The sequence below is a fragment of the Micromonospora sp. CA-259024 genome, from assembly GCF_050936255.1.
Classification (GTDB): domain Bacteria; phylum Actinomycetota; class Actinomycetes; order Mycobacteriales; family Micromonosporaceae; genus Micromonospora.
Map to the genome: position 1 here is coordinate 2,032,240 of NZ_JBNJND010000001.1, position 12,804 is coordinate 2,045,043.

Genomic DNA, 12,804 nt, shown 5'->3' on the forward strand with positions numbered 1-12,804 from the left:
GTGCGGCGCCGACCGCGCTCAACGACCCTCGGCACGCGATCCCATATTGTGTCAGCGGGATCACGCTGTCCGGTTCGACGACGTATGACCAGTCGTCGGTCCGGCCGACCGGCGCGGCCGACGGGCCGCGCCCCCGCTCGGCACGTAGGCTGACGGACGTGAAGGACAACAGGGACGCCACCGTGCCCGACGGTATGACGACCGGGCGCGGTCCCGGCGCCGGCCGCGACGAGCAGGGTGAGGTGACGGCGTGACCGAGTTCGACGGGCTGCCGGTGCTGCGGTCCCCGGTGGCCATCGCCGCGTTCGAGGGGTGGAACGACGCCGCCGACGCGTCCACCGCCGCAGTCGAGCATCTGGAACAGGTCTGGAACGCCCGGCAGATCGCCGAACTGGACCCGGAAGACTTCTACGACTTCCAGGTCAGCCGGCCCACGATCACCATGGCCGACGGGGAGACCCGCCGGGTGGAGTGGCCGACGACCCGGTTCATGGTGGCGAGCCCGGAGGGCACCGAGCGCGACGTCGTGCTGATCCGCGGCATCGAGCCGAGCATGCGCTGGCGGACGTTCTGCGAGCAGGTGCTGGAGATCTGCCACAGCCTCGAGGTGGAACGCGTGGTGCTGCTCGGCGCGTTGCTGGCCGACGTTCCCTACACCCGACCGCTGCCGATCAGCGGCAGCGCGTCCGACGCGCAGGCCGCCGAGCGGTACCAGCTCACCCCCACCCGCTACGACGGGCCGACCGGCATCGTCGGCGTGCTGCACGACGCGTGCACCCGCGCCGAGGTGGACGCCGTCTCGTTCTGGGTGCACGTGCCGCACTACGCCAACAACCCGCCCTGCCCCAAGGCAACTCTGGCCCTGCTGCACCGGGTCGAGGAGGTCGTCGACCTGCCGGTGCCGATGGCCGACCTGGCCGAGGAGTCCGCCGAGTGGGAGCAGCGCGTGCGCAGCGCCGCCGAGCAGGACGCCGAGCTCGGCGAGTACGTCCGCGAGTTGGAGGAACGGGTCGGCGACGAGGGGATCACCCCGTTGACCGGTGACGAGATCGCCCAGGAGTTCGAGAAGTACCTGCGCCGCCGGGGCGGTTCGGCGGGTCCCACCGCCGGTTCCTGGTAGCGCCTTTTTCCGCACGGGCCCTCGGACCTTTTGTGGTCTGAGGGCCCGTTTTCGCGTGTCCGGGGTAGCGCCGTCACACCCTCTAGGGCATCCTAGGAACCTAGATGTGATCAAGGAGGCGGGTGTGCAGATCAACCCCGGGGCCGCAGAGTTCCCGCACCGACAGATCGCCACGCAGCTCAAGGCCCAGGTCCGCCGCGGCGACTGGGGGCCGGGCGAGCGACTGCCGTCCATCCCGGCCATCGCCGAGATGTTCGGCGTCGCCAAGCAGACCGTGCAACGCGCCGTCGACCAGCTGCGGGTCGAGGGCATCCTGATCACCAAACCCGGCTCCGGTACGTACGTCCGGGGCACCCGCCGCCGACTCAACCGCCTCTCCCGGGGCCGGTACGGCGGCTTCCGCGGCTATCACACTGATCTCGCCGCCCGGTACCGTCAGCAGCTCGTCTCGGTCGGTCGCGCCCCCGCTCCCGCCGAGGTCGCCGACGCGTTCGGGGTTCCCGACGGCACCGACCTGCTCTGCCGCCGGCACCTCGTGCGCACCGACGACTCCCCCGTCGAGGTGGGCGCCTCCTGGTTCCTGCCCACCGACACCGCCGGCACCTCGCTGGAGCACACCGAGGCGTTCGGCCGGCCCCTCTACCAGGAGGCCGAGGAGGTCACCGGGCGGCGGTACGTCTCGGCCACCGACACGATCAGCGCGCGTCAGCCCAGCCGGGAGGAGGCCGAGACACTCCAGATCCGGCCGGACACTCCGGTGCTGCACCTGCTGCACGTCGCGTACGACGCGAACCGCAGGCCGATCGAGGTCTCCCAGGCCACCTGGCCCGGCCCCATGACCACCCTCACCGAGGAATACAAGATCCCCGCCCCAACCCCAGACCCCGACCCCAACCCCGGCCTAGTTCTAGGCTGACCCGCCCGCTCGCCCGGCCCGGCCGCGCCTCGCTGGCCCGCTGGCTTGCGTCGATCATGGAGTTGTGGTGGCCGGTATGGCGGTGCTGCGCCCCTCATGCGAGGCACCGCAACTCCCATGATCGACGGAGGGCTCGGGGCGCGGCATGACGCCGTCGGGCCGCGCCCCGCGCCCCGCGCCTCGCCGCCGATCTTGCACTTTCTGACGTTACGAAAGTAGCCAATCGGGGCAAATGGGCGACAAGAAGTGCAAGATCGCCGGGGCCGGAGCCAGCGAGGGACTAGAGGCGGATACCCAGAAGGGCGTCTACCGTGGCCGCGAAGAGGGCGGGGGCGGTTGGGTCATCCGTCGCGCCAGCGAGGGTGGCGTTGGCCCAGTTGTCGGCAACGGCCAGCGCGCCGGGGGTGTCCAGGTCGTCGGCGAGACGTTCGCGTACCCCGGCAAGCAGCTCAGCCCCGGACGGCCCGGCGGGCGCGGCGGCGGCCCGCCGCCAGCGGTCCAGGCGCTCGCCGGCGGTGGAGAGCAGCTCGTCGGTCCAGGTGCGGTCGCTGCGGTAGTGCCCCGAGATCAGCGCCAGCCGGACCGCCATCGGGTCGACCTTGTCGGCGCGCAGGCGGGAGACGAAGACCAGGTTGCCCCGGGACTTGGACATCTTCTCGCCGTCCAGGCCGATCATCCCGGCGTGCACGTAGTGCTCGGCGAACGGTGCCTGACCGGTGAGCCGCTCGGCGTGCGCGGCGGACGCCTCGTGGTGCGGGAACAGCAGGTCGTTGCCGCCGCCCTGCACGTCGATCCGGTCACCGAGCAGGTTCAGCGCGATCACCGCGCACTCGATGTGCCAGCCCGGGCGGCCCGCGCCCAACTCGCCACCCGGCCAGGACGGCTCACCCTCGCGGGCCCCACGCCACAGCAGCGGGTCCAGGGGGTCGCGCTTGCCGGCCCGGTCCGGGTCGCCGCCGCGCTCCGGGAAGATCTCCAGCATCTGCTCACGGGTCAGGTTGGACTCGTAGCCGAACCGGCCGGTGGCCGAGATGTCGAAGTAGACGTCGCCCGTGCCGTCGTCGAGCCGGTACGCGGCACCGTCCTTGAGCAGGACCTCGACCTTGTCGGCGATGTCCGGGATCGACTCGACCGCTCCCACGTAGTGCTCCGGCGGGATGATCCGCAGCGCCTCCATGTCCTCCCGGAACAGCGCCGTCTCGCGCATCGCCAGGACCACCCAGTCCTCGCCGTCGCGGGCGGCCCGCTCCAGCAGCGGGTCGTCGATGTCGGTGACGTTCTGCACGTAGCGCACCGGACGGCCGGCGTCCCGCCACATCCGCTGCACCAGGTCGAACGTGATCATGGTGGCGGCGTGACCGAGGTGGGTGGCGTCGTACGGGGTGATGCCGCAGACGTACATGCTTCCCGCGTCGGCCGGCGTGCTCGGGTGGACACCCTGCCGTGCCGAGTCGTACAACGCCAGCGGCTTGCCCCTGCCCGGCAGCCGTGGCACCTCGTGTCCCGCCCAAGACTCCATGGGATCAGCCTAGCCAGCCCGACGACGACGCCGGAGCGCCCTGCGGGTGATCAAGATGACAGCCGGTCACATGGGCGGCCAGGGCACCGCGGGCCAGTCCTCCGGCGGCTGCGGGAAGCGGCCCGTTTCCCGCAGCCGGTCGACCCTGGAGGCCAACTCGGTCATTTCACTGATCGTCAGGTGGTCGGCCAGCTCCGCGCCGAGCGCCCCGGCGACCTGCCCGGCGAGCCCGTCGAGCATCTCCACGGCGTCCGTGGGCAACTGCTTGCCGGCCCAACCCCAGAGCACCGTACGCAGCTTGTCCTCCACGTGGAAGCTCACCCCGTGGTCCACACCGTAGATCCGGTCGTCAGGCCCGACCAGCACGTGACCGCCCTTACGGTCGGCGTTGTTGATCACCGCGTCGAGGACGGCGAGGCGGGCCAGGCGCGGGTCGTCGGCGTGCGCCAGCGCGTACGCCGTGCCGTCGTCGTCACGGGCCGCGGCGATCGGGAACCAGCGTGGCGGCAACTCCTCGGCCGGCACGAACCCGACCAGCGGCTCGGCGTCCTCCGGCTCGTCGATCCAGAGCTGGCAGGAGCCGGGGCCGAACGGGCCGTCCCGCAGCACGGTGGGTGGCACCAGGTCCCAGCCGGTGGCCCGGGAGACCAGGTACGCCGAGACCTCCCGGCCGGCCAGGGTGCCGTCCGGAAAGTCCCAGAGCGGGCGCTCGCCCCGGACCGGCTTGTAGACGCAGCGGGCGGTGAGCCCATCCAGCGTCAGGATGCCGCGCAGGGTGGTGTTCGACGCGTCGACCAGCCGACCCTCCAGGTCGAGCACGCCGTCACGCAGCAGCCGTAGCGCGGCGTCGCCGTCCTGGCGCGGCTGGAGGCCGGACGAGGTCACCGGTGGTAACCGTTGTGCCGCGGGCAGAGGTGCCCGGCGGGGTCCAACGGCTGGCCGCAGAGCGGGCACGGCGGACGGCCCGCGTTGACCACCCGACGGGCCCGCTCGATGAACTGGCGGGTCGCCTGCGGGGTGAGCCGGACCCGGAGCCGGTCCAGGTCCTCGTCCGGCTCGTCGTCCTCGTCCTCGTCGTCCTCGTCGTCCTCGTCGCCCAGTTCGACCTCGGGCTCCACCTCGCCCGCGGCGATCGCTTCGATCACCACGGTCGCGGTGTCCACGTCGAAGGCCAGCCCGAGGGTCCCGACCCGGAACTCCTCGTCGACCGGAGTGTCCAGTGGCTCGTTGTCGCCGATCACCGGCGCGAGCTCGGGCAGGTCCACCCCGAAGCGACGCTGCGCCTCGGTGAGCAGTTCCTCCAGCTTTTCGGCCAGCAGGGACACCTGGACCTTCTCCAGCGCGACGCTGACCAGCCTGCCGCCGCCGCGGGCCTGCAGGAAGAACGTGCGCTCCCCCGGCGGCCCGACAGTCCCGGCGACGAACCGCTCCGGCGGTTCGAAGGCGTGCACCTGGTGGGTCATACCCACGACCCTATCCGGCCCGCCATGGCACCGCGCACCCCACCGACCCGAATCGCCGCAGCGACGGCGCGCCCGGTGTACCAGCGGCTATACCCGGGCGTGGCGGCCCACCCGCCGGTCACCGCCGACCTCGGCCGGCGATCAGGTCGGGTCGTCACGGCCTGGCGGGCGCCAACGCGACGGGCGGTTGGGAGCGCCGTCACGACGCCGCACCGGCCCCGCCGCCGACCGCGGCGTCCGAATCCGCCGCGCGGGGAGCCCGCCGACGCCGCTTGCGCGGCGGCGGCACCAGGGCGGCGAGGTCACCGCCGGTGTCGTTGAGCCGGACCAGGAATGGCCGCAGCGGCGTGAACCGGATCGCGGTCACCGACGCCGGGTCGGCCACGATCCGCTGAAAAAGATCCAGGTGTACGCCCAGCGCGTCCGCCACGATGGCCTTGATCACATCGCCGTGGCTGCACGCCAGCCACACCGCCTCAGGCCCATGTTCCGCGCTGACCCGGGCGTCCCAGGAGCGAACCGCCGCCACCGCCCGCGCGGCCATCGCCGCCATCGCCTCGCCGCCCGGAAAGACCGCTGCGCTGGGGCGCTGCTGGACCACCGGCCAGAGCGGCTCCTTGGCGAGCTTCTTCAGCGGCTGCCCCTCCCAGCTGCCGTAGTCACACTCGATCAACCCGTCCTCGACCACCGGGGTGGCCTGCGGAAGCGCCAACTGCAGGGTCTGCCGGCAGCGGATCAGCGGGCTGGTCACCACGGCGGCCAGTGGCACCGCCCGCAGACGCTCCCCCACCGCGGTTGCCTGAGCACGCCCGGTGTCGTCCAGCTCGACCGGTTGCCGGCCGGCCAGGCCGCCGTCGGCGTTCGCCGTGGTCCGGCCGTGTCGCAGAAGCAGAAGGGTCGCCACGCTGACCACCCTATGGCCTGCGTCCCGCCCCGGGCCGTCGCGGGCTCCGAGCCACCACCAGGGGTCCTCAGCGCCAGATCGCACCGGTGCCACCCGTGATCCACTCGTACGTGTCCACACGCCCGAACGCCCTTCGGCCATGCGTGGGTGCGCCGTCCGCACATGCCACCAAGGCCAGGCCTGCGCACTTTGGGGCCTTTGCCCGATACCTGGGTGCCCAATCTTGGTGATCGACTCGGTTTCCATGAAGTCGGGGTGTCGGACCGCCCCGGACACCCCGACTTCCGTGAACACGAGTGGATCGCCCGAGGTGGGTGGCCTGGGCGCAGATGCCGGGTCGTCCACGGGCGCACGTGCCGGACTGCGGGTGGTTTGTCCGGTTCAGGGCCCGTGTGGGTGGTGACCGGCCGCACTCAGGGGTCGGAATGATGGCCGGGCCGGGGTCGTTACACACCCTGACGATCGCAGCACCACCGCCCGCCACCCGCCCCCCGGGGTTGGAATGCCGGGCCTCGTGCGGTCGTTACACCCCCCACGAACGACCGCCCGGCCGCGCTGCCACTCGGCGCATGGGCCCGGGAATGACCCCCGACCCCCGGTCGTTACACACAGACCCGGCGCCACGAGCCCTCCGCTCGTAGGCCGCCGACCCCGGCGCCGAGACACAGCGTAGGCGCCGACCCTCTTGAAGACTTTTCCCTTGGATTTGATGCGCCCGGACGAGGTGCTCACCCTGCTGGTGCCGACCCCCTATCGGCGCGTGCGGGTGTCCTTACCCCCGAAGGAGCTAACCCTCATGAACACGATCATTCGTAAGAGCATGCTGTCCGTTGCTGGTCTCGCGTTCGCCGGTGGTGTCTTCGCCGGTCCGATCGCCGCCCACGCCACCCCGGTCGATGCCAAGCCGGTCGCGGTCGCCATGCAGACGGCACCCAAGCCGCAGGGCGACCAGTCGCACATCACCCTGAACGACGAGCAGACCGCCAACGTCAAGGCGATCATCGCCGCGACGAAGAAGGCCGGTATGCCCGAGCGGGCCGCGGTCATCTCCATCGCGACGAGCCTGCAGGAGTCGAAGCTGGAGAACCTGGGCCACCTCGGCGACATGAACGACCACGACTCGCTGGGCCTGTTCCAGCAGCGCCCGTCCTCGGGTTGGGGTACGCCGGAGCAGATCACCGACCCCGCCTACTCGACGGCGGCGTTCCTCAAGGGTTTGAAGCAGGTCGACGGGTGGCAGGACATGCCCCTGACCGACGCCGCGCAGACCGTCCAGGTCTCCGCCTACCCGGACGCGTACGCCCAGTGGGAGCAGCAGGCCACCGACCTGGTCGCCCAGCACTGGAACAGCTGACCCACCGCACAACACCGAGCACGACACCGACTGGCCGGCACCCCACACCCGGGGTGCCGGCCAGCGGCATATCCAGACCACGAAAGTCGACGGATCGGTCGGTCGGTCAGGTGGCGCTGATCGTGCCGGTCATCAGCAGCGCGAGGACCAGCGTGCCCAGCGCCACCCGGTACAGCACGAAGACGTACAGGGTGTGGTGGGCGACGTACCGCAGCAGCCAGGCGATGGCCGCGTACCCGATACCGAAGGCGATGACCGTCGCCACGATCATCTGGGCCACGGTGGGCGTGGACGTGCCCGGAGCGGACGGCTCGAAGACGTCCCCGAGGCTGAACACGCCGGACATCACCACCGCCGGGATGGCCAGCAGGAACGAGTAGCGCGCCGCCGCCTCCCGGGTCAGGTTGAGCAGCAGGCCGGCGGTGAGCGTGCCCCCGGAGCGGGACACCCCGGGAACCAGCGCCATGGCCTGGGCGAAGCCCATCACCACGCCGTCCTTGAGCCGGAAGTTCTCCAGGGTGCGGGTCTGCCGACCCCAGTACTCGGCGAAGGCCAGCACGAACGCGAAGACGATCAGCGTGGTCGCCACGACCCACAGGTTGCGCCCGGCCGTCTTGATCTGGTCCTTGAACAGGAAGCCGAACAGCCCGATCGGGATCGAGCCGACGATGACGTACCAGCCCATCCGGTAGTCGAGGCTGGAACGGACCGACTTGTCCCGGAGACCGACCAGCCAGGTCCGGGTGATCCGCCAGATGTCCTTGGCGAAGTAGATCAGCACGGCCGCTTCGGTGCCGAGCTGGGTGACCGCGGTGAACGACGCGCCGGCGTCACGGTCGAAGAAGATCGCCGAGGTGATCCGCAGATGCCCCGACGAGCTGACCGGAAGGAACTCGGTCAGTCCCTGGACGATGCCCAGGACGATAGCCTCGACCCAGGTCACTCGCCGACTCCCGAAAGGTCGAGTGCCTCGGCGACGGTGCGCAGCGTCTGCACACCGCTGTCCCGGTCGGCCACGAACAGGGTCACCGACAGCGTGGTGACGCCGGCAGCGGCGTACTCCCGCATCCGCTCGGCGATGCGCTCCTTGGGGCCGAGCAGCGAGGTGCGGTCGATGAACTCCATCGGCACGGCCGCGGCGGCGTCGCGTTGCCGCTTGGCCAGGTACAGGTCCTGCACCTCGCGGGCCGCGTCGCCGTAGCCCATCCGGGTGGCGAGCTGGTTGTAGAAGTTCTGCTGGCGGCTGCCCATCCCGCCCACGTACAGGGCGGCGTACCAGCGCACCAACTCGGCGCAGGAGGCCACGTCGTCGCCGATCACCACGGGCACCGACGGCACCACGTCGAACCCGGCCAGCTCCTTGCCGACCTTGGCCCGCCCGGCGCTCACCGACGCGAGCTGCTCGTCGGCGAACTCCGGGGCGTAGAACACGGCCAACCAGCCGTCGGCGATCTCGCCGGCCAGTTCCAGGTTCTTCGGGCCGACCGCGGCCAGGTAGATCGGTATGTGCTCGCGTGGTGGGTGGAAGCCCAGTCGCAGGGCCTTGCCGGGGCCGTCGGGCAGCGGCAACGTGTAGTGCTCGCCGTCGTACGCCACCTCCTTGCGGGCGATGGCGAGCTTGACGATGTCGACGAACTCGCGGGTCCGGGCAAGGGGCTTGGCGAAGCGCACACCGTGCCAACCCTCGGAGACCTGCGGGCCGGAGACGCCCAGGCCGAGCCGGAACCGGCCGCCGGAGAGCGCGTCGATGGTGGCGGCGGTCATGGCGGTGGCGGCCGGCGTACGAGCGGGGATCTGCATCACCGCGGCGCCGACGTCGATCCGTTCGGTCTGGCCGGCCATCCAGGCGAGCATGCTGGGTGAGTCGGAGCCGTAGGCCTCCGCCGCCCACACCACCGAGTAGCCCAGCCGGTCCGCCTCCTGGGCCAGCGCCAAGTGGTCGGCCGGTGTGCTCCACGCTGTCTGGTATCCGAGACTGAGCCCGAGTCGCACTGGTCCTCCCCCATCCGTGGCACAGGTCGCACCAGGTTACGCAATGCCGATAACGGACTCGATCACCGGCTCTCCACCAATGATCTCCTGTCCGTCGCGGCACCCACCGTCGCCGGAACCGGCAGAACCGGCAGAGATGACGGGAGCGAGGATATCCGTGGCGGCAGGTTCGAAATAAGGTTCACCCATGCAACAGCGACCGCTCGGCCGAAGCGGGCTGGCGGTTTCCCGGCTCGCGCTCGGCACCATGACCTGGGGTCGGGACACCGACGCCGACGACGCGGCCGCCCAGCTGAAGAGTTACCTGGACGCGGGCGGCAACCTGATCGACACCGCCGACGTGTACGGCGACGGTGACGCCGAGTCGGTGATCGGCTCGTTGCTGGGCACCCTCGTGCCCCGCGACGAGCTGCTGATCGCCACCAAGGCCGGGTTGCGCCCGGGCAGCGGCCGGCGCCGGGACGGCTCCCGGGGGCACCTGCTGCGTACGCTGGACGCGTCGTTGCGCCGGCTCGGCACCGACCATGTCGACCTGTTCCAGCTGCACGGGTACGACCCGGACACCCCGCTCGAGGAGACGCTGGCCGCGCTGGATCACGCGGTGGCCAGCGGCAAGGTCCGCTACGTCGGGGTGTCGAACTTCTCCGGCTGGCAGACCGCGCGGGCCGCCGCCTGGCAGACCGCCTGGCCGGGGCGGGCACCTGTGGTCGCGACCCAGGTGGAGTACTCGCTGCTGGAGCGGGGCGTGGAGCGGGAGGTGCTGCCCGCGTGCGAAGCGCTGGGCCTCGGCGTGCTGCCCTGGTCACCGCTGGGCCGGGGAGTGCTCACCGGCAAGTACCGGCACGGCCGTCCGGCGGATTCCCGGGCCGCCTCGCCGCACTTCGAGCGGTTCGTCGCGACGTACCTGGAGCCGCGTTGCTCCAGCATCGTGGAGGCGGTGGCGACGGCGGCCGGCGGGCTGGGTGTGTCGCCGCTGGAGGTGGCGTTGGCCTGGATCCGGGACCGGCCGGGGGTGACCGCGCCGATCCTCGGCGCCCGGACGGTGGGGCAACTGCTCGGCGCGCTCCAGGTGGAGCGGATCACACTGCCCGAGGAGATCACCACCGCGCTGGACGACGTCTCGGCGGTGCCGGTGGGCTATCCCGAGCGCGACGGCTGACCCACCGGCCGGGTCACGGCGTCGGGCGTTGACCGGGAAGCTCGCGGATCGCGGTCAGGAACCGGGACTGGTCGTCGCGGAGTGCGGGTTGGGCGATCCGGATCCACGAACCGTCGTCGAAGAAGATGGTGGACGAGAACTGCATCAGCCCGGCCGCGCCCCGCTCAGAGTCGACGCGGGCCACCCGGCCGCGCTCGACGCTCCACAGCACGCGCGGTTGGCGCCGGTCAGGCCGGTCGGGGTCCGGGCGGGGCCCCATTCGCAGCAGGTGCAGGTGGGTGTCGGTCACCGCCAGCGGTGTGCCCGTGTAGCGCTCCAGGAAGAGCAGCAGGCTGCCGGCGAGGGTGGCGAGGTCGCCGCTGAAGACGTACCGGCGCCGATAGGCGATCTCGGCGAGCTGCTCGGCCAGCGGCCGGTACAGGCTGAGCCGGAACAGCGCCCGGAACGCCTCCTGCTCCTCGGTGAGCGGAATCGGCTCCCGCTGTACCCGCTGGTGTGGCGGGCCCGGCTCGGGCTCGGCCGCCTCCGGCAGGCCCACGGCGACGGCGGCGGCGTTGGCGGGCAGCAGCAGGACGCCCGCGGCCAGCCGGACCGGCGTCAGCACCGCGTCCACCCAGACCACCGGGTTGACGATGTTGAGCAGCCCGAACAGCACCTTCGGGTCGAGCGAGTCGACCAGTTCGTTGGCCATCACGTCGGCGAGCTGCCGGCCGGCCTTGTGTGTCTCCGGGGCACGGACCGGAGCGAGCCCCACGTAGCGGAGCTGCTGCCCGGGCAGCAGCGGAGCGACGAGGGCACGTTCCGGGTCGTCGCTGGTGCGGAACTCGTCGCGCAGCTCACGGGCCTTGTCGCGGGCGACCCGCGCGCCGCCGAGCACCGCGTCGGTGAACCGACCGAGCCGGCCTCGCTCCCCTGCCATCACGCGTTTCCTCCCTAGCGGCCCGCCGGCTGGCCCGCCGGCGGCTGCCCGAAGACATTCTGGTCGATCCAGTCCGCGCCGCCCTGCACCGCCTGGTCGACCTGGTCACTGACCTGCTCGCTGCCCGGAACGGAGAGGCCGCTGGTCAACGCGACGGTCCCCCAGGTGACGCCGTGCACGACCGAGTTCGGCACGTTCCACGGCAGGTTGGTCGCCCAGTCCCGGGCGATCACCCGTGCGCCGTCGGCGACGCCGTGGGCCCGCAGCGCGGCTGCCCGGTCGAGGGCGCCCATGTCGAACGGCGAACCGGACTTGCCCAGCTTGTAGTGGCCCTTCGTCGGGTCGAGGAGCTTGTGGAACCACTTGTCGGCCTTGCCGGCGGCGTGCCGCTTGTCGGCGTACTTCTGGCCGGTGCGCAGCTTCTCCTGCATGCTGACCAACTTGTCGAGGTGCGCGCGCAGCTTGCGCAGGTACAGCATGACCCGCTGAAGCAGGCGGATGACCTTCTGCAGGTGCCCGGCGAGGGGCCGGATGACCTTCAGCATCCGGGTGACCACGATCAGGCCCCTCGTCACGGCCACGCCCAGGCCGGCCGCCCAGGACGCCCCCATGGTCACCGGCGCCATCAGCAATGCCGTCACCAGCGTCACCAGGAGGAAGTTCACGAACTCGACGCACAGGTCGACGAGAACGTCGTGCACGGTCTGCAGGCCGTCGGCGACGCCGCGCAGGTACTCCGCGGTCGCGGCGAACTGCTCGGCGACGCCGAGCAACTGCTCTTCGACCTCGGCCAGCCGCTGGCCGTACGCCGCACCGGCGGGCGAGCGCCACCCGACCTGGGCGGCCTCGCGGGCACCCCGGTGCCCCTGCGCCAGCTCGCGCACCTGTACGGCCAGCGCGTCCCACTCGGCGGCCTTCGCCCGCAGGACGGCAGGCTCGCCGTCGACCATGTCGACGAGCTGGATGAGCGGCCAGGCCAGGGTCCGACAGACGCTGTCGACCGCGTCCTGCACCCCGGAGAGCGCACTGTCGAGGCCGTTCCACAACTGGACGGCGCTACCGGCGGGCCCGCTCATCCGGGCAGCCCCGCCTGGATGGCCTTGAACCCGCCGTCGAGGTCCTGCTCGTTGCGCTCGTACGCCTCGACCGTGTCGGCGAGTGCGTTGGCGACCCGGCCGAACGCGGCGTTCGCGGCGCCGAACAGCTCAGCGCCACCGGTGACCTGCTCCGCGTACTTGGCGCGCAGCATGTCGCTGGCGAACGGCAGATGGCCGAAGGCGTCCGACGGCACGTCTCCCGCCGAGGCGATCTGGCCCTCCAGTGCGGCCAACGAACTCGCGACCTGCTTGGCGGCCGTCTCCAGTCGACGGACCGCCTGCACGTCGACATCGATGTCCGGCGTCATGCCGTCCTCCCCCGTGTGTCGAGCGCACCGACGATACGATTCCTCGGCCGCCG

The 12,804-nt window shown here is 71.5% G+C and carries 13 protein-coding genes; 4 read left to right on the top strand and 9 right to left on the bottom strand.

Features of this window, described 5'->3' with window-relative positions; all coding sequences use genetic code 11:
* The first annotated feature begins 250 nt into the window (after positions 1–250).
* Together ACQEUX_RS08740 and ACQEUX_RS08745 are read left to right on the top strand one after the other, a co-directional pair.
* Positions 251–1,120, top strand: a complete 870-nt coding sequence (locus tag ACQEUX_RS08740) for a PAC2 family protein (protein ID WP_357074105.1) — start codon at positions 251–253, stop codon at positions 1,118–1,120.
* A 124-nt stretch (positions 1,121–1,244) separates the two neighbouring features.
* Positions 1,245–2,036: a GntR family transcriptional regulator gene (locus ACQEUX_RS08745; RefSeq protein WP_433043888.1), complete on the top strand. Its 792-nt coding sequence runs from the start codon at positions 1,245–1,247 to the stop codon at positions 2,034–2,036.
* A 280-nt stretch (positions 2,037–2,316) separates the two neighbouring features.
* Here ACQEUX_RS08745 and mshC read toward each other — a convergent pair whose 3' ends face one another.
* From mshC to ACQEUX_RS08765, 4 genes are all read right to left on the bottom strand, one after another.
* Complete coding sequence (gene mshC / locus ACQEUX_RS08750) at positions 2,317–3,555, bottom strand: cysteine--1-D-myo-inosityl 2-amino-2-deoxy-alpha-D-glucopyranoside ligase (RefSeq protein WP_433043891.1); 1,239 nt, start codon at positions 3,553–3,555, stop codon at positions 2,317–2,319.
* A 66-nt stretch (positions 3,556–3,621) separates the two neighbouring features.
* Entirely contained in the window at positions 3,622–4,440 is an 819-nt protein-coding gene (locus tag ACQEUX_RS08755) for an SCO1664 family protein (RefSeq protein WP_433043894.1), read from the bottom strand.
* Positions 4,437–5,018, bottom strand: a complete 582-nt coding sequence (locus ACQEUX_RS08760; RefSeq protein WP_354863290.1) for a DUF3090 domain-containing protein — start codon at positions 5,016–5,018, stop codon at positions 4,437–4,439. The genes ACQEUX_RS08755 and ACQEUX_RS08760 overlap by 4 nt, the downstream gene beginning before the upstream one ends.
* A 199-nt stretch (positions 5,019–5,217) precedes the next feature.
* Positions 5,218–5,931 (bottom strand): MSMEG_4193 family putative phosphomutase, encoded by a 714-nt coding sequence (locus ACQEUX_RS08765; protein WP_433049687.1) that lies wholly within the window; start codon positions 5,929–5,931, stop codon positions 5,218–5,220.
* Between the two features lie 787 nt (positions 5,932–6,718).
* On the opposite strand from ACQEUX_RS08765, the gene ACQEUX_RS08770 reads away from it, so the two are divergent.
* On the top strand, positions 6,719–7,276 hold the full coding sequence (locus tag ACQEUX_RS08770) for a hypothetical protein (protein WP_433049690.1): 558 nt from the start codon (positions 6,719–6,721) through the stop codon (positions 7,274–7,276).
* 106 nt (positions 7,277–7,382) lie between these two features.
* Here ACQEUX_RS08770 and ACQEUX_RS08775 read toward each other — a convergent pair whose 3' ends face one another.
* Complete coding sequence (locus tag ACQEUX_RS08775; RefSeq protein WP_433043897.1) at positions 7,383–8,219, bottom strand: undecaprenyl-diphosphate phosphatase; 837 nt, start codon at positions 8,217–8,219, stop codon at positions 7,383–7,385.
* The gene (locus tag ACQEUX_RS08780; protein WP_433043900.1) at positions 8,216–9,268 is read right to left on the bottom strand and encodes an LLM class F420-dependent oxidoreductase; all 1,053 of its coding nucleotides are present in this window, start codon (positions 9,266–9,268) and stop codon (positions 8,216–8,218) included. The genes ACQEUX_RS08775 and ACQEUX_RS08780 overlap by 4 nt, the downstream gene beginning before the upstream one ends.
* Before the next feature lie 187 nt (positions 9,269–9,455).
* Between ACQEUX_RS08780 and ACQEUX_RS08785 the strand changes: the two genes are divergently transcribed.
* The gene (locus ACQEUX_RS08785; RefSeq protein ID WP_433043903.1) at positions 9,456–10,427 is read left to right on the top strand and encodes an aldo/keto reductase; all 972 of its coding nucleotides are present in this window, start codon (positions 9,456–9,458) and stop codon (positions 10,425–10,427) included.
* Positions 10,428–10,440: 13 nt separating this feature from the next.
* Here ACQEUX_RS08785 and ACQEUX_RS08790 read toward each other — a convergent pair whose 3' ends face one another.
* Genes ACQEUX_RS08790 through ACQEUX_RS08800 form a run of 3 tightly spaced genes read right to left on the bottom strand, consistent with a single transcriptional unit; the run spans position 10,441 to position 12,751 of the window.
* A complete protein-coding gene (locus tag ACQEUX_RS08790; RefSeq protein ID WP_433043906.1) occupies positions 10,441–11,346 on the bottom strand; it encodes a hypothetical protein in 906 nt (301 codons plus the stop codon).
* A 14-nt stretch (positions 11,347–11,360) separates the two neighbouring features.
* Complete coding sequence (locus ACQEUX_RS08795) at positions 11,361–12,422, bottom strand: WXG100 family type VII secretion target (RefSeq protein WP_433043909.1); 1,062 nt, start codon at positions 12,420–12,422, stop codon at positions 11,361–11,363.
* A complete protein-coding gene (locus tag ACQEUX_RS08800) occupies positions 12,419–12,751 on the bottom strand; it encodes a hypothetical protein (protein ID WP_433043912.1) in 333 nt (110 codons plus the stop codon). Before ACQEUX_RS08800 ends, ACQEUX_RS08795 begins: the two co-directional genes overlap by 4 nt.
* Between the last annotated feature and the right edge of the window lie 53 nt (positions 12,752–12,804).

Excerpts from the sequence above, each read along its gene's own strand:
- ACQEUX_RS08770 (WP_433049690.1), top strand. The coding sequence starts at position 6,719 with ATGAACACGATCATTCGTAAGAGCATGCTGTCCGTTGCTGGTCTCGCG.
- mshC (WP_433043891.1), bottom strand. The coding sequence starts at position 3,555 with ATGGAGTCTTGGGCGGGACACGAGGTGCCACGGCTGCCGGGCAGGGGC.
- ACQEUX_RS08790 (WP_433043906.1), bottom strand. The coding sequence starts at position 11,346 with ATGGCAGGGGAGCGAGGCCGGCTCGGTCGGTTCACCGACGCGGTGCTC.
- ACQEUX_RS08760 (WP_354863290.1), bottom strand. The coding sequence starts at position 5,018 with ATGACCCACCAGGTGCACGCCTTCGAACCGCCGGAGCGGTTCGTCGCC.
- ACQEUX_RS08795 (WP_433043909.1), bottom strand. The coding sequence starts at position 12,422 with ATGAGCGGGCCCGCCGGTAGCGCCGTCCAGTTGTGGAACGGCCTCGAC.
- ACQEUX_RS08800 (WP_433043912.1), bottom strand. The coding sequence starts at position 12,751 with ATGACGCCGGACATCGATGTCGACGTGCAGGCGGTCCGTCGACTGGAG.
- ACQEUX_RS08785 (WP_433043903.1), top strand. The coding sequence starts at position 9,456 with ATGCAACAGCGACCGCTCGGCCGAAGCGGGCTGGCGGTTTCCCGGCTC.